Source organism: Streptomyces sp. NPDC048392 (assembly GCF_043200575.1).
GTDB lineage: Bacteria > Actinomycetota > Actinomycetes > Streptomycetales > Streptomycetaceae > Streptomyces.
Genome location: NZ_JBICYB010000003.1, coordinates 88,809 through 108,672, shown reverse-complemented (window position 1 = coordinate 108,672; position 19,864 = coordinate 88,809). Strand labels below are relative to the sequence as shown.

The 19,864-nt window shown below is 71.4% G+C and carries 18 protein-coding genes; 17 read left to right on the top strand and 1 reads right to left on the bottom strand.

Going from position 1 to position 19,864, the window contains the following annotated elements; genetic code table 11:
* Positions 1 to 86: 86 nt before the first annotated feature.
* The 3 genes from ACGFYH_RS06695 to nusB all read left to right on the top strand — a co-directional run bounded on the left by ACGFYH_RS06695 (position 87) and on the right by nusB (position 2,254).
* Entirely contained in the window at positions 87 to 1,193 is a 1,107-nt protein-coding gene (locus ACGFYH_RS06695) for an aminopeptidase P family protein (RefSeq protein ID WP_393802041.1), read from the top strand.
* 63 nt (positions 1,194 to 1,256) lie between these two features.
* On the top strand, positions 1,257 to 1,823 hold the full coding sequence (gene efp, locus ACGFYH_RS06690; protein ID WP_393802040.1) for an elongation factor P: 567 nt from the start codon (positions 1,257 to 1,259) through the stop codon (positions 1,821 to 1,823).
* A 2-nt stretch (positions 1,824 to 1,825) separates the two neighbouring features.
* Positions 1,826 to 2,254 carry a transcription antitermination factor NusB gene (nusB, locus tag ACGFYH_RS06685; RefSeq protein ID WP_393802039.1) on the top strand — a complete coding sequence of 143 codons (429 nt, stop codon included), beginning with the start codon at positions 1,826 to 1,828 and terminating at the stop codon, positions 2,252 to 2,254.
* A 108-nt stretch (positions 2,255 to 2,362) separates the two neighbouring features.
* Here the strand turns inward: nusB and bldD are convergent, their stop codons facing one another.
* Positions 2,363 to 2,866: a transcriptional regulator BldD gene (gene bldD / locus ACGFYH_RS06680; RefSeq protein ID WP_393802038.1), complete on the bottom strand. Its 504-nt coding sequence runs from the start codon at positions 2,864 to 2,866 to the stop codon at positions 2,363 to 2,365.
* Positions 2,867 to 3,163: 297 nt separating this feature from the next.
* On the opposite strand from bldD, the gene pyrR reads away from it, so the two are divergent.
* From pyrR to ACGFYH_RS06610, 14 genes are all read left to right on the top strand, one after another.
* Positions 3,164 to 3,781 carry a bifunctional pyr operon transcriptional regulator/uracil phosphoribosyltransferase PyrR gene (pyrR, locus tag ACGFYH_RS06675; protein ID WP_393802037.1) on the top strand — a complete coding sequence of 206 codons (618 nt, stop codon included), beginning with the start codon at positions 3,164 to 3,166 and terminating at the stop codon, positions 3,779 to 3,781.
* Positions 3,782 to 3,895: 114 nt separating this feature from the next.
* The gene (locus tag ACGFYH_RS06670) at positions 3,896 to 4,876 is read left to right on the top strand and encodes an aspartate carbamoyltransferase catalytic subunit (RefSeq protein WP_393802036.1); all 981 of its coding nucleotides are present in this window, start codon (positions 3,896 to 3,898) and stop codon (positions 4,874 to 4,876) included.
* 4 nt (positions 4,877 to 4,880) lie between these two features.
* On the top strand, positions 4,881 to 6,167 hold the full coding sequence (locus ACGFYH_RS06665) for a dihydroorotase (RefSeq protein ID WP_393802035.1): 1,287 nt from the start codon (positions 4,881 to 4,883) through the stop codon (positions 6,165 to 6,167).
* On the top strand, positions 6,164 to 6,739 hold the full coding sequence (locus ACGFYH_RS06660; protein ID WP_393802034.1) for a hypothetical protein: 576 nt from the start codon (positions 6,164 to 6,166) through the stop codon (positions 6,737 to 6,739). The genes ACGFYH_RS06665 and ACGFYH_RS06660 overlap by 4 nt, the downstream gene beginning before the upstream one ends.
* Positions 6,736 to 7,893, top strand: a complete 1,158-nt coding sequence (carA, locus tag ACGFYH_RS06655; protein ID WP_393802033.1) for a glutamine-hydrolyzing carbamoyl-phosphate synthase small subunit — start codon at positions 6,736 to 6,738, stop codon at positions 7,891 to 7,893. Before ACGFYH_RS06660 ends, carA begins: the two co-directional genes overlap by 4 nt.
* Complete coding sequence (gene carB, locus ACGFYH_RS06650; protein WP_393802032.1) at positions 7,886 to 11,194, top strand: carbamoyl-phosphate synthase large subunit; 3,309 nt, start codon at positions 7,886 to 7,888, stop codon at positions 11,192 to 11,194. The genes carA and carB overlap by 8 nt, the downstream gene beginning before the upstream one ends.
* A gap of 79 nt (positions 11,195 to 11,273) precedes the next feature.
* The gene (locus tag ACGFYH_RS06645) at positions 11,274 to 12,380 is read left to right on the top strand and encodes a quinone-dependent dihydroorotate dehydrogenase (RefSeq protein WP_393802031.1); all 1,107 of its coding nucleotides are present in this window, start codon (positions 11,274 to 11,276) and stop codon (positions 12,378 to 12,380) included.
* On the top strand, positions 12,377 to 13,222 hold the full coding sequence (pyrF, locus tag ACGFYH_RS06640; RefSeq protein ID WP_393802030.1) for an orotidine-5'-phosphate decarboxylase: 846 nt from the start codon (positions 12,377 to 12,379) through the stop codon (positions 13,220 to 13,222). The genes ACGFYH_RS06645 and pyrF overlap by 4 nt, the downstream gene beginning before the upstream one ends.
* A gap of 223 nt (positions 13,223 to 13,445) precedes the next feature.
* A complete protein-coding gene (locus ACGFYH_RS06635) occupies positions 13,446 to 13,769 on the top strand; it encodes an integration host factor (RefSeq protein ID WP_003977346.1) in 324 nt (107 codons plus the stop codon).
* Between the two features lie 37 nt (positions 13,770 to 13,806).
* Positions 13,807 to 14,400 (top strand): guanylate kinase, encoded by a 594-nt coding sequence (gene gmk / locus ACGFYH_RS06630; protein WP_393802029.1) that lies wholly within the window; start codon positions 13,807 to 13,809, stop codon positions 14,398 to 14,400.
* A 62-nt stretch (positions 14,401 to 14,462) separates the two neighbouring features.
* Positions 14,463 to 14,735 (top strand): DNA-directed RNA polymerase subunit omega, encoded by a 273-nt coding sequence (gene rpoZ, locus ACGFYH_RS06625; RefSeq protein ID WP_067025681.1) that lies wholly within the window; start codon positions 14,463 to 14,465, stop codon positions 14,733 to 14,735.
* 114 nt (positions 14,736 to 14,849) lie between these two features.
* A complete protein-coding gene (gene coaBC / locus ACGFYH_RS06620) occupies positions 14,850 to 16,055 on the top strand; it encodes a bifunctional phosphopantothenoylcysteine decarboxylase/phosphopantothenate--cysteine ligase CoaBC (protein WP_393802028.1) in 1,206 nt (401 codons plus the stop codon).
* Between the two features lie 234 nt (positions 16,056 to 16,289).
* The gene (gene metK / locus ACGFYH_RS06615) at positions 16,290 to 17,498 is read left to right on the top strand and encodes a methionine adenosyltransferase (protein WP_393802027.1); all 1,209 of its coding nucleotides are present in this window, start codon (positions 16,290 to 16,292) and stop codon (positions 17,496 to 17,498) included.
* Positions 17,499 to 17,647: 149 nt separating this feature from the next.
* Positions 17,648 to 19,798 (top strand): primosomal protein N', encoded by a 2,151-nt coding sequence (locus tag ACGFYH_RS06610; protein ID WP_393802026.1) that lies wholly within the window; start codon positions 17,648 to 17,650, stop codon positions 19,796 to 19,798.
* Positions 19,799 to 19,864 lie beyond the last annotated feature (66 nt).

Here is a 19,864-nt window from a genome sequence, read left to right as displayed (position 1 = left end):
CCGGTTGGCGGACCTGGCGTCCCCCGGCCCCGCCCACTCGGCCCTCCCGAGCGGCGCACCCTGGGCGGAGCCCATACGCTCGGCTCATGTCAGAGGTGTACGCGGCCCGCCGGACGCGCCTACGGGAACGCTGCAACGCGGGCGGCAGCGCGGCGGCGCTCGTCTCCCGGCCCGCCAATGTGCGCTATCTCGCGGGCGCCGCCCCGCACGGCGCCGTGCTGCTGCTCGGCAGGACCGAGGACCTGCTGGTCTGCTCGGGCCCGCCGGACGACCGGCCCACGGAGGGACGGCCCGACGAGGCGCTGCCGGTGCGCGCGCTGCCCGGACCCGACGGCGACCCCGCCGTCACCGCCACCGGCCTCGCCGTCGACCAGGGCGCCGAGTCCCTCGCCACGGAGGACCACCACCTCACCGTGGTCCGCCACCGCGCCATGCGGTCGGTCGCGCCCCGGCTGCGCCTGACCGACCTCGGACAGAGCGTCGAACAGCTCCGGGTGGTCAAGGACGAGGAGGAGATCTCCTGCCTGCGCATCGGTGCCGAGATCGCCGACCAGGCCCTCGGTGAACTCCTGGAGTCCATCCTGGTCGGCCGCACCGAGCGGCACCTCGCCCTGGAGCTGGAACGCCGCCTGGTCGACCACGGCGCCGACGGCCCCGCCTTCCCCACCTCAGTCGGCACGGGCCCGAACTCGGGGCGCCGCGGTCACCGGCCCACCGACCGGCGCGTGGAGGAGGGCGACTTCCTCTCCGTCTGCCTGGGCGCGGCCTACCGCGGCTACCGTTGCGAGATCGGCCGTACGTTCGTCATCGGGACCTCGCCGGCCGACTGGCAGATCGAGTTGTACGACCTCGTCTTCTCCGCCCAGCGGGCCGGCCGGGAGGCTCTCGTACCCGGTGCCGCCTGCCGTGATGTGGACCGCGCCGCCCGTCAGGCACTGGACTCGGCGGGGTACGCGGAGAACCTTCCGGCCCTCACCGGTCACGGTGTCGGACTCGAAATCGACGAGGACCCGCAGTTGGCCCCCGCGGCCATGGGTAAACTGGACGCTTGTGTGCCGGTCACCGTCGAACCGGGGGTCCACCTCCCGGGCCGGGGCGGGGTCCGGATCGATGACACGCTCGTCGTGCGCCCCGAGGCGGACGGCGGACCCGAGCTACTCACCATTACGACCAAGGAGCTGCTCGCGCTCTAGCCTCGCGCTGTGCGTGTGCTCCCGGGTCGTCCACGTCAGTCCAGTCCAGGAGATTCCGCAACCGTGGCTTCCACGAACGACCTCAAGAACGGCCTGGTGCTCAAGCTCGAAGGCGGCCAGCTCTGGTCCGTCGTCGAGTTCCAGCACGTCAAGCCCGGCAAGGGCCCGGCCTTCGTGCGCACCAAGCTCAAGAACGTGCTTTCCGGCAAGGTCGTCGACAAGACCTTCAACGCCGGCGTCAAGGTCGAGACGGCCACTGTCGACAAGCGTGACATGCAGTTCTCGTACATGGACGGCGACTACTTCGTCTTCATGGACATGGAGACCTTCGACCAGCTGCACATCGACCGCAAGGTCGTCGGCGACGCCGCCAACTTCCTCATCGAGGGCTTCGAGGCCACGGTGGCGCAGCACGAGGGCGAAGTCCTCTTCGTCGAGCTGCCGGCCGCCGTCGAGCTGACCATCAAGGAGACCGAGCCGGGCGTCCAGGGCGACCGCTCCACCGGCGGCACCAAGCCCGCCATCCTGGAGACCGGTCACCAGATCAGCGTCCCGCTCTTCATCACCACCGGTGAGAAGATCAAGGTCGACACCCGCTCCAGCGACTACCTCGGCCGGGTGAACAGCTAACCGTGGCTGCTCGCAACACGGCCCGCAAACGCGCCTTCCAGATCCTCTTCGAGGGCGATCAGCGCGGCGCCGACGTCCTGACGGTGCTCGCCGACTGGGTCCGGCACTCCCGGTCCGACACCCGGCAGCCCCCGGTGAGCGAGTACACGATGGAGCTGGTCGAGGGCTACGCCACGCGCGCCGAGCGCATCGACGGGCTGATCGCCCAGTACTCGGTCGGCTGGACGCTCGACCGGATGCCGGTCGTCGACCGCAACATCCTGCGCCTCGGCGCGTACGAGCTGGTCTGGGTCGACGAGACCCCGGACGCCGTCGTCCTGGACGAGATGGTGCAGCTGGCGAAGGAGTTCTCCACGGACGAGTCGCCCGCGTTCGTCAACGGCCTGCTGGGCCGGCTGAAGGACCTGAAGCCCTCGTTGCGCCGCGAATAGCTCCACCGGCGCCGTCCGCGCCGCCCTCACGCAAGAAACCGCCGGGGCGGCCGGAACCGATTGGTTCCGGCCACCCCGGCGGTACGTTTCTGCTGAGGCGGCCGCGGCTCAGAGTTCCTCGTGGGACGCCACCGCGCGGCGCGCGTCCGCGTCCAGGACGCCCCAGTTGATCAGCTGCTCGGTGAGGACCGAGGGCGACTGGTCGTAGATGACGGCGAGGGTGCGCAGGTCGTCCTGGCGGATCGAGAGCACCTTGCCGTTGTAGTCACCGCGCTGCGACTGGATCGTGGCCGCGTACCGCTGCAGCGGGCCCGCCTTCTCGGCCGGCACCGTGGCCAGCCGCTCCAGGTCGAGGACCAGCTTCGGCGGCGGCTCGGCGGCACCGCCCGGGGTGGTGCCCGGCAGCAGCTCCTGCACGGGAACGCCGTAGAAGTCGGCCAGCTCGGCGAGGCGCTGCACGGTCACGGCACGGTCGCCGCGCTCGTACGAGCCGACCACGACGGCCTTCCAGCGGCCCTGGGACTTCTCCTCGACACCGTGGAGGGAAAGGCCCTGCTGGGTGCGGATGGCCCGGAGCTTGGCCCCGAGCTGTTTGGCGTATTCGCTGGACATATGGCTCCCCGGACAAGGTGTCGACGCGGCAGGCTCTGTTGTCGGCCGCGCGGCTGGTGACTCACTGTGAGGTTACGCAGCGTTACTCTCCTGCGTCAAGCCGAATGGTCCGCACCGACTCTTCCGTGGTATCCGCCATCCATTACTCCGAGCGGGTGACTCGGGTGCGGCAGAAGAGTGACAGGGGAGTGTCGGAGGGGCCACCGGAGCGGTTCTGTGGACCTGCTACCGTAGGTGGCGCATATCCGACGTCCTTTAAGGTCCGTCCCGTGAGGCGGAGAAGGGGGTCCGTTTCGTATGGACAAGCAGCAGGACGAAAAGAACGGCGAGCAGGACGGCAAGCGGCAGGACGCGAGGTCCGAGGCCCGGCCCGTTCTGGAAGGGCCCGACATCGCAAGGGTCCTGACCCGCATCGCCCACGAGATCGTCGAACGCGCCAAGGGCGCCGACGACGTGGTGCTCCTCGGCATCCCGACCCGCGGCGTCTTCCTCGCCCGGCGGCTCGCCGACAAGCTGGAGCAGATCACCGAGCGCAAGATGCCGGTCGGCTCGCTGGACATCACCATGTACCGCGACGACCTGCGCATGCACCCGCCGCGCGCCTTGGCCCGCACCGAGATCCCCGGAGACGGCATCGACGGCCGCCTCGTCGTCCTCGTCGACGACGTGCTCTTCTCCGGCCGCACCATCCGTGCCGCCCTCGACGCGCTGAACGACATCGGCCGCCCGCGCGCCGTGCAGCTCGCGGTCCTCGTCGACCGCGGCCACCGTGAACTGCCCATCCGCGCCGACTACGTCGGCAAGAACCTCCCCACGTCGCTGCGGGAGACGGTCAAGGTCCAGCTCGCCGAGGAGGACGGTCGCGACACCGTGCTGCTCGGTGCCAAGCCGGACGCCCCGGGCGCCCACCCCTAGCACCGCGCGTACGGGCCCAACCGTGCCGTACGCCTGCTCGGCGCGCCCCCGCACGCGCCCGGCCGCCCGAATTATCCCGCTCTTCCGCATGAATCGCCCTACGGAGCCTGACAGATGCAGCGTCATCTCATCTCGGCCGCCGACCTCACCCGCGACGACGCCGTCCTGATCCTCGACACCGCCGAGGAGATGGCCCGGGTCGCCGACCGGCCGATCAAGAAACTGCCGACCCTGCGCGGCCGTACCGTCGTCAACCTCTTCTTCGAGGACTCCACCCGGACCCGGATCTCCTTCGAGGCCGCCGAGAAGCGCCTGTCCGCGGACGTCATCAACTTCACCGCCAAGGGCTCCAGCGTCTCCAAGGGAGAGTCCCTCAAGGACACCGCCCAGACCCTGGAGGCGATGGGCGTCGACGCCGTCGTCATCCGGCACAGCGCCTCCGGCGCCCCGTACCGCCTGGCCACCTCGGGCTGGATCGACGCCCACGTCATCAACGCCGGCGACGGCACCCATCAGCACCCCACCCAGGCCCTCCTCGACGCCTTCACCATGCGCCGCCGCCTGGTCGGCCACGACGCCGGCCTCGGCAAGGACCTCGACGGCCGCCGCGTCACCCTGGTCGGCGACATCCTGCACAGCCGCGTCGCCCGCTCCAACGTCGACCTGCTGCACACCCTCGGCGCCGAGGTCACCCTCGTCGCCCCGCCCACCCTGCTGCCGGTCGGTGTCGGGACCTGGCCCTGCGAGGTCTCCTACGACCTCGACTCGACGCTGGCCAAGTCCGACGCCGTGATGCTGCTGCGCGTGCAGCGCGAGCGCATGAACGCCGCGTTCTTCCCCACCGAGCGCGAGTACTCCCGCCGCTACGGCCTCGACGGCGACCGCATGGCGAAGATGCCCGGCCACGCCATCGTGATGCACCCCGGCCCGATGGTCCGCGGCATGGAGATCACCGCCGAGGTCGCCGACTCCGACCGCTGCACCGTCGTCGAGCAGGTCACCAACGGCGTCTCGATCCGGATGGCCGTCCTCTACCTGCTGCTCGGCGGCAACGAGCCCGCCGTGACCCACGCCCGCACCACCGAGGAGAAGTAAGAGCATGAGCAAGACCCTGATCCGCGGTGCGAAGGTGCTCGGTGGCGAGCCGCAGGACGTGCTGATCGACGGCGCGACGATCGCAGAGGTGGGCACCGGCCTGCCCGCCGAGGGCGCCGAGGTGGTCGAGGCGGGCGGCAAGGTGCTGCTGCCCGGCCTGGTCGACCTCCACACCCACCTGCGCGAGCCCGGCCGCGAGGACTCCGAGACCGTCCTGACCGGCACCCGCGCGGCGGCGAGCGGCGGCTACACCAACGTCTTCGCCATGGCCAACACCTTCCCCGTCGCCGACACCGCCGGCGTCGTCGAGCAGGTCTGGCGGCTCGGCCAGGAGTCCGGCTACTGCGACGTGCAGCCCATCGGCGCCGTCACCGTCGGCCTGGAGGGCGCCAAGCTCGCCGAGCTGGGCGCCATGCACGAGTCCGCCGCCGGCGTCACCGTCTTCTCCGACGACGGCAGGTGCGTCCACGACGCCGTGATCATGCGCCGCGCCCTGGAGTACGTGAAGGCCTTCGACGGCGTCGTCGCCCAGCACGCCCAGGAGCCCCGGCTGACCGAGGGCGCCCAGATGAACGAGGGCGTCGTCTCCGCCGAGCTGGGTCTCGGCGGCTGGCCCGCCGTCGCCGAGGAGTCCGTCATCGCGCGGGACGTGCTGCTCGCCGAGCACGTCGGCTCCCGCGTGCACATCTGCCACCTGTCGACCGCGGGCAGCGTCGAGATCGTCCGCTGGGCCAAGTCCCGCGGCATCGACGTCACCGCCGAGGTCACCCCGCACCACCTGCTCCTCACCGACGAGCTGGTCCGGTCGTACAACCCGGTCTACAAGGTCAACCCGCCGCTGCGCACCGAGCGTGACGTGCTGGTGCTGCGCGAGGCGCTCGCCGACGGCACGATCGACATCGTCGCCACCGACCACGCCCCGCACCCGCACGAGGACAAGGACTGCGAGTGGGCCGCCGCCGCGATGGGGATGGTCGGCCTGGAGACGGCCCTGTCGGTGGTGCAGGAGACCATGGTGGACACGGGTCTGCTGGACTGGGCCGGCGTCGCCGACCGCATGTCGTTCAAGCCCGCCGGGATCGGACACGCCACCGGCCACGGCCGTCCCGTCTCGGCTGGTGAGCCCGCCAACCTCACTCTCGTCGACACGGAATACCGTGGCCGGGTGGACCCCGCGGGCTTCGCCTCGCGCAGCCGCAACACCCCGTACCAGGGGCGTGAGCTGCCGGGCCGTGTGACGCACACGTGGCTGCGGGGCAAGGCCACGCTCGTCGACGGGAAGCTCACGTGACATCTGTAGCACCGGTAATCCTGCTGGCCGCCGAGAGGGAATCGGCGCAAGTGACCGACTGGGCCGCCCGCGTCGGCTGGGTCGTCGGCCTCGGCCTGTTCGTCGCGCTCGTCTACTGGCTGATGCGCGAGGGCTGGAAGTGGCGCGGCACCCTCCAGGGCGACCTGCCACAGCTGCCCACCGCGCCGGAGCCGCCGGGCGCGGCGAGACTGGTGCTGAGCGGCCGCTACCACGGCTCCACCACCGCCGGGCAGTGGCTGGACCGCATCGTGGCGCACGGCCTGGGCACTCGCAGCCGGGTCGAGCTCACCCTGTCGGAAGCGGGACTGGACGTGGTGCGCTCCGGCGCCGCCGACTTCTTCGTCCCCGTCGCCGCGCTGCGCGAGGCCCGGCTCGACAAGGGCATCGCCGGCAAGGTCCTCACCGAGGGCGGCCTGCTGGTCGTGACCTGGGCCCACGGCGGCGAACTGATCGACTCCGGTTTCCGCTCCGACCACGCGGCCGAGCACAACGAGTGGGTCGAAACACTGAACGACATGATCAACAAGACGGAAACGGAAGGCGCACGATGACGACCTCCGCCAGGGGAGTCGACAGGACTCCCGCCGTACTCGTCCTTGAGGACGGCCGGATCTTCCGCGGCCGTTCCTATGGGGCCGTGGGGGCCACCTTCGGCGAAGCCGTGTTCTCCACCGGAATGACCGGCTACCAGGAGACCCTCACCGACCCCTCGTACCACCGCCAGGTGGTCGTGATGACCGCCCCGCACATCGGGAACACGGGCATCAACGACGAGGACATGGAGTCCAGGAAGATCTGGGTCTCCGGCTACGTCGTGCGCGACCCCGCGCGCGTGCCCTCCAGCTGGCGCTCCCGCCGCACGCTGGACGACGAACTGGCCGCCCAGGGCGTCGTCGGCATCAGCGGCATCGACACCCGCGCCCTCACCCGCCACCTGCGCGAGCGCGGCGCCATGCGCGTCGGCATCTTCAGCGGGGACGCCGTCCAGGACGACGCCGCGCTGCTGGCCCGCGTCCGGGAGGCCCCCGAGATGGCCGGCGCCGACCTCTCGGCCGAGGTCGCCACCACCGAGGCGTACGTCGTCCCCGCGATGGGTGAGAAGAAGTTCACCGTCGCCGCCGTCGACCTCGGCATCAAGGGCATGACCCCGTACCGCATGGCCGAGCGCGGCATCGAGGTGCACGTCCTGCCGGCGACCGCGAGCGTCGAGGACGTGTACGCCGTCGACCCGGACGGCGTGTTCTTCTCCAACGGCCCCGGCGACCCGTCCACCGCCGACCACGCGGTCGCCCTGATGCAGGCGGTCCTGGAACGCGGCACCCCGCTGTTCGGCATCTGCTTCGGCAACCAGATCCTGGGCCGTGCGCTCGGCTTCGGCACGTACAAGCTGAAGTACGGCCACCGGGGCATCAACCAGCCCGTGCAGGACCGTACGACCGGCAAGGTCGAGGTCACGGCCCACAACCACGGATTCGCCGTCGACGCCCCGCTCGACACGGTCTCCGACACCCCCTACGGCCGCGCCGAGGTCTCCCACGTCTGTCTCAACGACAACGTGGTGGAGGGCCTCCGGCTCCTCGACCGGCCGGCCTTCAGCGTCCAGTACCACCCCGAAGCGGCAGCCGGCCCGCACGACGCCGCCTACCTGTTCGACCGCTTCACGTCTTTGATGAGCACAGTCCCGATGGAGGGCCAGCGTGCCTAAGCGCACCGATATCCAGTCCGTCCTGGTCATCGGCTCCGGCCCGATCGTCATCGGCCAGGCCGCCGAGTTCGACTACTCCGGTACCCAGGCGTGCCGCGTGCTCAAGGCCGAGGGCCTGCGCGTCGTCCTGGTGAACTCCAACCCGGCGACGATCATGACCGACCCGGAGATCGCCGACGCCACCTACGTCGAGCCGATCACCCCCGAGTTCGTCGAGAAGATCATCGCCAAGGAGCGGCCCGACGCGCTGCTGCCCACCCTGGGCGGCCAGACGGCCCTCAACACCGCCATCTCGCTGCACGGCAACGGCGTCCTGGAGAAGTACGGCGTCGAGCTGATCGGCGCCAACGTCGAGGCCATCAACAAGGGCGAGGACCGCGACCTGTTCAAGGAGGTCGTCGAGGAGGTCCGCAAGAAGATCGGGCACGGCGAGTCGGCCCGTTCCTACATCTGCCACTCCATGGACGACGTCCTCAAGGGGGTCGAGGAGCTCGGCGGCTACCCGGTCGTCGTACGGCCCTCCTTCACGATGGGCGGCGCCGGCTCCGGCTTCGCCCACGACGAGGAGGAGCTGCGCCGCATCGCGGGCCAGGGCCTCACCCTCTCGCCGACCACCGAGGTGCTCCTGGAGGAGTCCATCCTCGGCTGGAAGGAGTACGAGCTGGAGCTGATGCGCGACAAGAACGACAACGTCGTGGTCGTCTGCTCCATCGAGAACTTCGACCCCATGGGCGTGCACACCGGCGACTCGATCACCGTCGCGCCCGCGATGACGCTGACCGACCGCGAGTACCAGGTGCTGCGCGACGTCGGTATCGCGATCATCCGCGAGGTCGGCGTGGACACCGGCGGCTGCAACATCCAGTTCGCCGTGAACCCCGAGGACGGCCGGGTCATCGTCATCGAGATGAACCCGCGCGTGTCGCGGTCCTCGGCGCTCGCCTCCAAGGCGACCGGCTTCCCGATCGCCAAGATCGCCGCCAAGCTCGCGGTCGGCTACACGCTGGACGAGATCCCGAACGACATCACGCGGGAGACCCCGGCCTCCTTCGAGCCGACGCTCGACTACGTGGTCGTGAAGGCCCCGCGGTTCGCCTTCGAGAAGTTCCCTTCGGCCGACTCGACGCTGACGACGACCATGAAGTCGGTCGGCGAGGCCATGGCCATCGGCCGCAACTTCACCGAGGCCTTCCAGAAGGCGCTGCGCTCGCTGGAGAAGCAGGGCAGCCAGTTCACCTTCGTCGGCGAGCCCGGCGACAGGACCGAGCTGCTGCGGGAGGCCGTCCGGCCCACCGACGGCCGGATCAACGCCGTCATGCAGGCCATCCGCGCGGGCGCCACGCCCGAGGAGGTCTTCGAGTCCACGAAGATCGACCCCTGGTTCGTCGACCAGCTCTTCCTGATCAAGGAGACCGCCGACGAGCTGGCCGCCGCCCCCGAACTGACCACCGGACTGCTCGCCGAGGCGAAGCGGCACGGCTTCTCCGACCAGCAGATCGGCGAGATCCGCGGACTGCGCGAGGACGTCGTCCGCGAGGTCCGGCACGCGCTCGGCATCCGCCCGGTCTACAAGACGGTCGACACCTGCGCCGCCGAGTTCGCCGCGAAGACGCCGTACTTCTACTCCTCCTACGACGAGGAGACCGAGGTGGCGCGACGCGAGAAGCCGGCCGTCATCATCCTGGGCTCCGGACCGAACCGCATCGGCCAGGGCATCGAGTTCGACTACTCCTGCGTCCACGCCTCCTTCGCGCTGTCCGACGCCGGGTACGAGACCGTGATGGTCAACTGCAACCCGGAGACCGTCTCCACCGACTACGACACCTCCGACCGGCTCTACTTCGAGCCGCTCACCCTGGAGGACGTCCTGGAGATCGTCCACGCGGAGCAGCAGGCCGGCCCGGTCGCGGGCGTGATCGTCCAGCTCGGCGGCCAGACCCCGCTGGGCCTGTCCCAGGCGCTCAAGGACAACGGCGTGCCGGTCGTCGGCACCTCGCCGGAGGCCATCCACGCCGCCGAGGACCGGGGCGCCTTCGGCCGGGTCCTGGCGGAGGCCGGCCTGCCCGCCCCCAAGCACGGCACCGCCACCACCTTCGCCGGTGCCAAGGCCATCGCCGACGAGATCGGCTACCCGGTCCTCGTGCGCCCCTCCTACGTCCTCGGCGGGCGCGGCATGGAGATCGTGTACGACGACACCCGCCTCGAGGCGTACATCGCCGAGTCGACCGAGATCAGCCCTTCCCGGCCGGTCCTGGTCGACCGCTTCCTGGACGACGCGATCGAGATCGACGTCGACGCCCTGTACGACGGCCGGGAACTGTACCTCGGCGGCGTCATGGAGCACATCGAGGAGGCCGGTATCCACTCCGGCGACTCGGCGTGCGCCCTGCCCCCGATCACGCTCGGCGGCTTCGACATCAAGCGGCTGCGCGCCTCCACCGAGGGCATCGCCAAGGGCGTCGGCGTGCGCGGCCTGATCAACATCCAGTTCGCGCTGGCCGGCGACATCCTCTACGTCCTGGAGGCCAACCCGCGCGCCTCGCGCACCGTCCCGTTCACCTCGAAGGCGACCGCGGTGCCGCTGGCCAAGGCCGCCGCCCGCATCTCGCTGGGCGCGACCGTCGCCGAGCTGCGCGCCGAGGGCCTGCTCCCGGCGAACGGCGACGGCGGCGAACTGCCCCTGGACGCGCCGATCTCCGTCAAGGAGGCCGTGATGCCGTGGTCCCGCTTCCGGGACATCCACGGCCGCGGCGTCGACACGGTGCTCGGCCCGGAGATGCGCTCGACCGGCGAGGTCATGGGCATCGACTCCGTCTTCGGCACGGCGTACGCCAAGTCGCAGGCGGGTGCGTACGGGCCGCTGCCCACCAAGGGCCGCGCCTTCATCTCGGTCGCCAACCGCGACAAGCGCTCGATGATCTTCCCGGCCCGCGAGCTGGTCGCCCACGGCTTCGAGCTGATGGCCACCTCCGGCACCGCCGAGGTCCTCAGGCGCAACGGCATCAACGCCACCGTCGTGCGCAAGCAGTCCGAGGGCACCGGGCCGAACGGCGAGAAGACCATCGTCCAGCTCATCCACGACGGTGAGGTCGACCTCATCGTCAACACCCCGTACGGCACCGGCGGCCGCCTCGACGGCTACGACATCCGTACGGCGGCCGTGGCCCGCTCCGTGCCCTGTCTGACGACGGTCCAGGCCCTGGCGGCGGCGGTCCAGGGCATCGACGCCCTCAACCACGGCGACGTGGGAGTGCGCTCGCTCCAGGAACACGCCGCGTTCCTGACCGCGGCCCGCGACTAGCGGTTCCGAGGGGGACACCGGAAACGGTGTCCCCCTCTTCATGAGCCCCCAGAGCGTCACAGAGGCTTCACGAGGACACATGTACAAGATCTTCTTCCAGCTCGTCTTCTCCCGCATGGACCCGGAACGGGCCCACCACCTCGCCTTCCGCTGGATCCGCCTCGCCGTCCGCGTCCCCGTCCTGCGCACCCTCGCCGCCGCCGCGCTCGCTCCCCTGCACAAGGAGCTGCGCACCGAGGCCCTCGGCCTGCGCATGCACGGGCCCTTCGGGCTCGCCGCCGGATTCGACAAGAACGCCGTCGCCGTCGACGGCATGGCGATGCTCGGCTTCGACCACGTCGAGATCGGCACCGTGACGGGGGAGCCGCAGCCCGGCAATCCCAAGAAGCGGCTGTTCCGCCTGGTCGGGGACCGCGCGCTGATCAACCGCATGGGCTTCAACAACGACGGCTCGCTGGCCGTCGCAGCCCGTCTGGCCTCCCGTACACCGGTCCTCAGGACGGTCGTCGGCGTCAACATCGGCAAGACGAAAGCCGTCCCGGAGGAGGAGGCCGTCGGAGACTACGTGAAGTCCGCCGAGCGGCTGGCCCCGTACGCCGACTACCTGGTCGTCAACGTCTCCTCGCCGAACACGCCCGGTCTGCGCGACCTCCAGGCGACCGAGGCGCTGCGCCCGCTCCTGAGCGCCGTCCGCGAGGCCGCCGACCGCGCGGTGACAGCACGGCGCGTCCCCCTGCTGGTGAAGATCGCGCCGGACCTCGCCGACGAGGACGTGGACGCGGTCGCCGACCTGGCCGTGGAGCTGGGCCTGGACGGCATCATCGCCACCAACACGACCATCGCGCGCGAGGGTCTCGGCCTGACCTCCTCGCCCGTCGTGGTCAGGGAGACCGGCGGCCTGTCCGGCGCCCCCCTCAAGGCCCGCTCCCTGGAGGTGCTGCGCCGCCTGTACGCGCGCGTGGGGGACCGGATCACCCTCGTGGGCGTCGGGGGCGTCGAGACCGCCGAGGACGCCTGGGAGCGCATCCTGGCCGGTGCCACGCTGGTCCAGGGCTACAGCGCGTTCATCTACGAGGGGCCGTTCTGGTGCCGTGCCGTCCACAAGGGGCTCGCCGTACGCCTGCGGCAGAGCCCGTACGCCACCCTCGCCGACGCGGTCGGCGCTGACGTCAGGAGAAGCGCATGACGGTACTCGAACCCTTCGGCGCCCGGCTGCGCCGCGCGATGGACGAGCGGGGCCCCCTGTGCGTCGGCATCGACCCGCACGCCTCGCTGCTGGCCGAGTGGGGCCTGAACGACGACGTGGCCGGGCTGGAGCGCTTCAGCCGCACCGTCGTCGCGGCGATGGCCGACCGGGTCGCCGTCCTCAAGCCGCAGAGCGCCTTCTTCGAGCGCTTCGGTTCGCGTGGCCTCGCCGTCCTGGAGAAGTCGGTGGAGGAGGCGCGGGCGGCCGGTGCGCTGGTCGTCATGGACGCCAAACGCGGCGACATCGGCTCGACCATGGCCGCGTACGCGGAGTCGTTCCTGCTCAAGGGCGCCCCGCTGTTCTCGGACGCGCTGACCGTCTCGCCCTACCTCGGCTACGGATCGCTGAAGCCGGCCGTCGACCTGGCGCGCGAGAGCGGCGCCGGCCTGTTCGTGCTGGCGCTCACCTCCAACCCCGAGGGCGGCGAGGTCCAGCACGCGGTCCGGAGCGACGGGCGCAGCGTCGGGGCGACGATGCTGGCCCACCTGGCGGCCGAGAACGCGGGGGAGGAGCCCCTCGGCTCCTTCGGAGCGGTGGTCGGCGCCACCCTCGGTGACCTCTCCTCGTACGACCTGGGCATCAACGGTCCACTGCTGGCCCCCGGCATCGGCGCCCAGGGGGCCACGCCGGCGGACCTGCCGCGCGTGTTCGGAGCGGCGGTGCGCGACGTGGTGCCGAACGTCAGCCGGGGTGTGCTTCGTCACGGTCCCGACGTGGTCGCGTTGCGGACGGCCGCGGACCGCTTCGCGGAGGAGGTCCGGAGCGCGGTCACGGCGTCCTGACTCTGGATACATCCTCAAATCAGAGGCAGTATGTCTTAAATGTCCGTCCTGACGGAGGCTGACCAGGACTTTTCCGCTGTTCTCGCTGACTCTGGCGGTCTTGACCGCTAGTCTCCGTCGAGAGTCCACGGGCAAGCGTGTTGCTCGTGGCTCACCAGGTGTGGGGCGACTAGGTTCCTCACCGGTCCGTATCCGACAGTTCGACATCCGAGGTGACGTAGGCGTGGCTCTTCCGCCCCTTACCCCTGAACAGCGCGCAGCCGCGCTCGAAAAGGCCGCCGCGGCTCGCCGGGAGCGGGCCGAGGTCAAGAATCGACTCAAGCACTCCGGCGCCTCCCTCCACGAGGTCATCAAGCAGGGTCAGGAGAACGACGTCATCGGCAAGATGAAGGTCTCCGCCCTCCTCGAGTCCCTGCCGGGCGTGGGCAAAGTCCGCGCCAAGCAGATCATGGAGCGACTGGGCATCTCCGAGAGCCGCCGCGTGCGCGGTCTCGGGTCCAACCAGATCGCGTCCCTGGAGCGTGAGTTCGGCAGCACCGGCAGCTGAGTCCGGACCACTCCGGGATTGCTGGAATAATCGCCGCATGGCTGCAACACCCCGGGGGACGTCCCCCGTACCCCCGGACGCACGTCCGCGACTGACCGTGCTCTCCGGCCCCTCGGGGGTCGGCAAGAGCACGGTCGTCGCCCATATGCGCAAGGAACACCCCGAGGTATGGCTGTCGGTCTCGGCGACGACCCGCAGGCCCCGCCCCGGCGAGCGGCACGGCGTCCACTACTTCTTCGTCAGCGACGAGGAGATGGACAAGCTGATCGCCAACGGCGAGCTGCTGGAGTGGGCCGAGTTCGCCGGCAACCGCTACGGCACGCCGCGCACGGCCGTGCTGGAGCGCCTGGAGGCCGGTGAGCCGGTCCTCCTGGAGATCGACCTCCAGGGAGCGCGGCAGGTCCGCGAGTCCATGCCCGAGGCCCAGCTGGTGTTCCTGGCCCCGCCCTCCTGGGAGGAGCTGGTGCGCAGGCTCACCGGTCGGGGCACCGAACCGCCGGAGGTGATCGAGCGCCGCCTCGCCGCGGCCAGGGTCGAGCTGGCGGCCGAGCCGGAGTTCGACCAGACCCTGGTGAACACCTCCGTCGAGGACGTGGCGCGCGAGCTGCTAGCCTTGACGAACGTCGTGTGATCGATCCTGGTCACCCTGCGGTCACCCTGACTGAATCTTTCCCATCCATCGGAAGGTAGAGCGTGTCCTCTTCCATCTCCGCGCCCGAGGGCATCATCAACCCGCCGATCGACGAGCTCCTCGAGGCCACGGACTCGAAGTACAGCCTCGTGATCTACGCGGCCAAGCGGGCCCGCCAGATCAACGCGTACTACTCGCAGCTCGGCGAGGGCCTCCTCGAGTACGTCGGTCCGCTCGTCGACACCCACGTCCACGAGAAGCCGCTCTCGATCTCCCTGCGCGAGATCAACGCGGGGCTGCTGACCTCCGAGGCCATCGAGGGTCCGGCGCAGTAACACCGGCGGTAGTATCTTCAGCTTGAAGCTGACTTTTCCACAGGCCCGGCAGCGCGACTGCCGGGCCTGTGGTGTGTGATGGGTCGTACGCGTTATCCGAGTCGGGGAGAGACGGTGGACAAGCCCAAGGTCGTTCTGGGGGTCAGCGGCGGCATCGCCGCGTACAAGGCCTGCGAGCTGCTGCGCAGACTCACGGAGTCGGGGCACGAGGTCCGGGTCGTCCCCACCGCCTCCGCACTGCACTTCGTGGGCGCCGCCACCTGGTCCGCCCTGTCCGGCAACCCGGTGTCGACCGAGGTGTGGGACGACGTCCAGGAGGTCCCGCACGTGCGCATCGGCCAGCACGCCGACCTGGTCGTCGTCGCCCCGGCCACCGCCGACGTGCTCGCCAGGGCAGCCCACGGCCTGGCCGACGACCTGCTCACCAACACGCTGCTCACGGCCCGCTGCCCGGTCGTCTTCGCCCCTGCCATGCATACCGAGATGTGGGAGCACCCGGCCACCCGGGAGAACGTGGCGACGCTGCGCCGCCGCGGGGCGGTCGTCGTCGAGCCCGCAGTCGGCCGCCTCACCGGTGTCGACACCGGCAAGGGCCGGCTGCCCGACCCCGGTGAGCTCTTCGAGGTCTGCCGCCGGGTGCTCGCACGCGGTGTGCGGGAGCCCGACCTCACCGGACGGCACGTCGTCGTCAGCGCCGGCGGCACCCGGGAGCCCCTCGACCCGGTCCGCTTCCTCGGCAACCGGTCCTCCGGCAAGCAGGGTTACGCCCTCGCCCGCACCGCGGCCGCCCGCGGCGCCCGCGTCACGCTGGTCGCGGCGAACGCGTCGATGCCGGACCCGGCCGGTGTGGACGTGGTGCCGGTGGGCACCGCCACGGAGCTGCGCGAGGCGATGCTGCGTGCCGCGGCGGACGCCGACGCCGTCGTCATGGCCGCGGCGGTGGCGGACTTCCGGCCGGCGACGTACGCCACCGGGAAGATCAAGAAGAGGGACGACCAGGAGCCCGCGCCGGTCACCCTGGTGCGCAATCCGGACGTCCTCGCGGAGATCTCCGCCACCCGGGCCCGCTCCGGACAGGTGATCGTCGGCTTCGCCGCCGAGACCGACGACGTCCTGGCCAACGGCCGGGCCAAGCTGAAGCGCAAGGGCTGCGACCTCCTCGTGGTGAACGAGGTGGGGGAGCGCAAGACCTTCGGCTCCGAGGAGAACGAGGCGGTCGTCCTGGGCGCCGACGGCAGTGAGACCCCGGTCGCCCACGGGCCGAAGGAAGCCCTGGCCGACGTGGTCTGGGACCTCGTCGCGCGGCGACTGGACGAATGACCCATTCGCTTGAGGCGTCGTCGAAGCCGGCGCATTCGAGCGTGGCGGCCCTGGCCAAGCGCGCCACGTTCTGGGCAGAATGCCCGTGCCGCAGGTCACAGCCCTCCCGAGAGCTGAGACAGGTGGGCCCGCGGCAGAGCGCGACCGATAAACTGTTCACGGACGTCGCCGGGTGCAGCTCCCCGTGCCGTCCACAATGATCAGCCAGCAGCCGCTGCAACCCCAGGGAGCGTTGTGTCCCGTCGCCTGTTCACCTCGGAGTCCGTGACCGAAGGTCACCCCGACAAGATCGCTGACCAGATCAGCGACACGATTCTCGACGCGCTTCTGCGTGAGGACCCGGCCTCCCGGGTCGCCGTCGAAACGCTGATCACCACCGGTCTGGTGCACGTGGCCGGCGAGGTCACCACCAAGGCCTACGCGGACATCGCCACGCTGGTCCGCGGCAAGATCCTGGAGATCGGCTACGACTCCTCCAAGAAGGGCTTCGACGGCGCCTCCTGCGGCGTGTCCGTCTCCATCGGCGCGCAGTCCCCGGACATCGCCCAGGGCGTCGACACGGCCTACGAGAACCGCGTCGAGGGCGACGAGGACGAGCTGGACCGGCAGGGCGCGGGTGACCAGGGCCTGATGTTCGGCTACGCGTCCGACGAGACGCCGACGCTGATGCCGCTGCCGGTCTTCCTCGCGCACCGTCTGTCCAAGCGCCTGTCCGAGGTCCGCAAGAACGGCACGATCCCCTACCTGCGCCCGGACGGCAAGACCCAGGTCACCATCGAGTACGACGGCGACAAGGCCGTCCGCCTCGACACGGTCGTCGTCTCCTCCCAGCACGCGAGCGACATCGACCTGGAGTCGCTGCTGGCCCCCGACATCAAGGAGTTCGTCGTCGAGCCGGAGCTGAAGGCGCTCCTCGAGGACGGCATCAAGATCGACACGGAGAACTACCGCCTCCTGGTCAACCCGACCGGCCGCTTCGAGATCGGCGGCCCGATGGGCGACGCCGGGCTGACCGGCCGCAAGATCATCATCGACACGTACGGCGGGATGGCCCGCCACGGCGGCGGCGCCTTCTCCGGCAAGGACCCCTCCAAGGTCGACCGCTCGGCCGCGTACGCGATGCGCTGGGTCGCCAAGAACGTCGTGGCGGCCGGTCTCGCCTCGCGCTGCGAGGTCCAGGTCGCCTACGCCATCGGCAAGGCAGAACCGGTCGGCCTGTTCGTGGAGACCTTCGGCACCGCCAAGGTCGACACCGAGCGGATCGAGAGGGCGATCGACGAGGTCTTCGACCTGCGCCCGGCCGCCATCATCCGCGACCTCGACCTGCTCCGCCCGATCTACGCCCAGACCGCGGCGTACGGTCACTTCGGCCGCGAGCTGCCCGACTTCACCTGGGAGCGCACCGACCGCGTGGACGCACTGCGCACGGCCGCGGGCCTGTAGGGCCCCGGGCGCGCCGCGCCCGAAGACGTGTACGCCATGTACGGCATGTGACGAGGCCCGGTGCCCCCCTGCGGGATGGGGAGCACCGGGCCTCGTCACATGCCTCCGGCCCCGGCCGCTTTGTCAGTGGTCTTTGCGAGAATGCAGGCGTGAGCGGCGAGAACGGACCGGCGGAGGGCGGCGCGCAGGACGCGCCGCCCGAGCAGCTCGCGCTCATCCGGGAGACCGTGCGCAAGGCGAAGACCCCGCGGGCCAAGCCGCGCACCTGGCGCGGGGCCGCCCTCGCCAGGGAACTGCCGGTCGCCAGGGTCCTCGTCGACAAGGGCGTGCTCCACCTCGACCGGTACTTCGACTACGCCGTGCCCGAGGAGCTGGACGCCGAGGCCCAGCCCGGTGTGCGGGTGCGGGTGCGCTTCGGGGCCGGACGGCACCGGGTGCGGGACGGGCGGCGCGAGGGCGGCGGGCTCATCGACGGGTTCCTGGTCCAGCGGCTAGCCGAGTCGGACTACGCCGGACCCCTGGCCGCGCTGGCCCAGGTCGTCTCGCCCGAGCGGATCCTCGACGAGGAACTGCTCGGCCTCGTCCGTGCGGTCGCCGACCGGTACGCGGGCAGTGTCGCCGACGTACTCCAGCTCGCCGTACCACCGCGCAGCGCGCGCGCCGAGAAGCGTGCCTCGCCGCGACCGCTGCCCGCGCCGCCGGTGCCCGGACCGGAGTCGTGGGCGCGGTACGAGCAAGGGGCGGCGTTCGTGACGGCTCTCGCGTCCGGCGGCGCGCCGCGCGCGGTGTGGAACGCGTTGCCGGGCCCGCAGTGGACCGAGGAGCTGGCGCGGGCCGTGGCGGCGACGCTGGCCTCCGGCCGGGGCGCCCTCGTCGTCCTGCCGGACGGGCGGGCGGTCGCCCGGGCCGACGCCGCGCTCACCGCGCTCCTGGGCGAGGGACGGCACGCGGTGCTCACCGCCGACGCGGGTCCCGAGAAGCGGTACGCGCAGTGGCTCGCGGTGCGCCGCGGTGCCGTACGGGCCGTCGTCGGGACCCGGGCCGCCATGTTCGCGCCGGTGCGGGACCTCGGGCTCGTCGCCCTGTGGGACGACGGCGACGACAGCCACAGCGAGCCGCATGCCCCGCAGCCGCACGCGCGCGAGGTGCTGCTGCTGCGTGCCGCCCAGGACCGGTGCGCCTTCCTGCTGGGCGGCTGGAGCTGCACCGTGGAGGCCGCGCAGCTCGTGGAGACCGGCTGGGCCCGGCCCCTGATCGCCGCGCGCGAGGAGGTACGGGCCGCCGCTGCGCTGGTGCGGACCGTGGGGGACCAGGACCTGGCCCGGGACGAGGCCGCCCGCGCCGCGCGGCTGCCCAGCCTCGCCTGGCAGGCCGTCAGGGACGGACTGCGCCTCGGACCGGTGCTCGTCCAGGTGCCCCGGCGGGGTTACGTACCCCGGATGGCCTGCGCGGCCTGCCGGACACCCGCGCGGTGCCGGCACTGCTCGGGGCCGCTGGAGGGGCAGGAGGCCGGGGCGGCGCTGCGCTGCGGCTGGTGCGGGCGCGAGGAGGGAGCGTGGCACTGCCCGGAGTGCGGGGCCTTCCGGCTGCGCGCCCAGGTCGTGGGCGCGCGGCGCACCGCGGAGGAGCTGGGGCGGGCCTTCCCGGCCGTGCCCGTGCGCACCTCCGGGCGCGAGCATGTGCTGGACACCGTGTCCGAGGCCCCCGCGCTGGTCGTGAGCACCCCGGGGGCCGAACCCGTCGCCGAGGGCGGCTACGCGGCGGCCCTGCTGCTCGACGGCTGGGCGATGCTCGGCCGTCCCGACCTCCGCGCCGGCGAGGACGCGTTGCGGCGCTGGCTGGCCGCCGCCGCCCTGGTGCGCCCGCAGAGCGCCGGGGGCACCGTCGTCGCGGTCGCCGAGCCGACCCTGCGGCCGGTGCAGGCGCTGGTGCGCTGGGACCCCGTCGGCCACGCGGTGCGGGAGCTGTCCGAACGGGCCGAGCTGGGTTTTCCGCCGGTGTCGCGGATGGCCGCGGTGGCGGGTCCACCGGAGGCGGTGGCCGACTTCCTGGCCGCCGTCGAACTGCCGCGGGAGGCGGAGGTACTCGGCCCGGTGCCCCTCCCGGTCACGGCGGCGGGGCGGCCGCGGCGGGCGGGGGCGCCGCCGCCCGGGGAGTACTGGGAGCGGGCGCTGGTCCGGGTGCCGCCGGGGCGGGGGGCGGCACTTGCCGGTGCGCTGAAGGCCGCCCAGGCGGCGCGGACGGCGCGGGGGAGCGACACGGTGGTGTGGGTGCGGATCGATCCGCCCGACATCGGGTGAGGGGACGACATGCCACGGCCCTCCGTCCTCGGGGAGGGCGGTCGGGAGGGCGGAGAGCCGATGGGG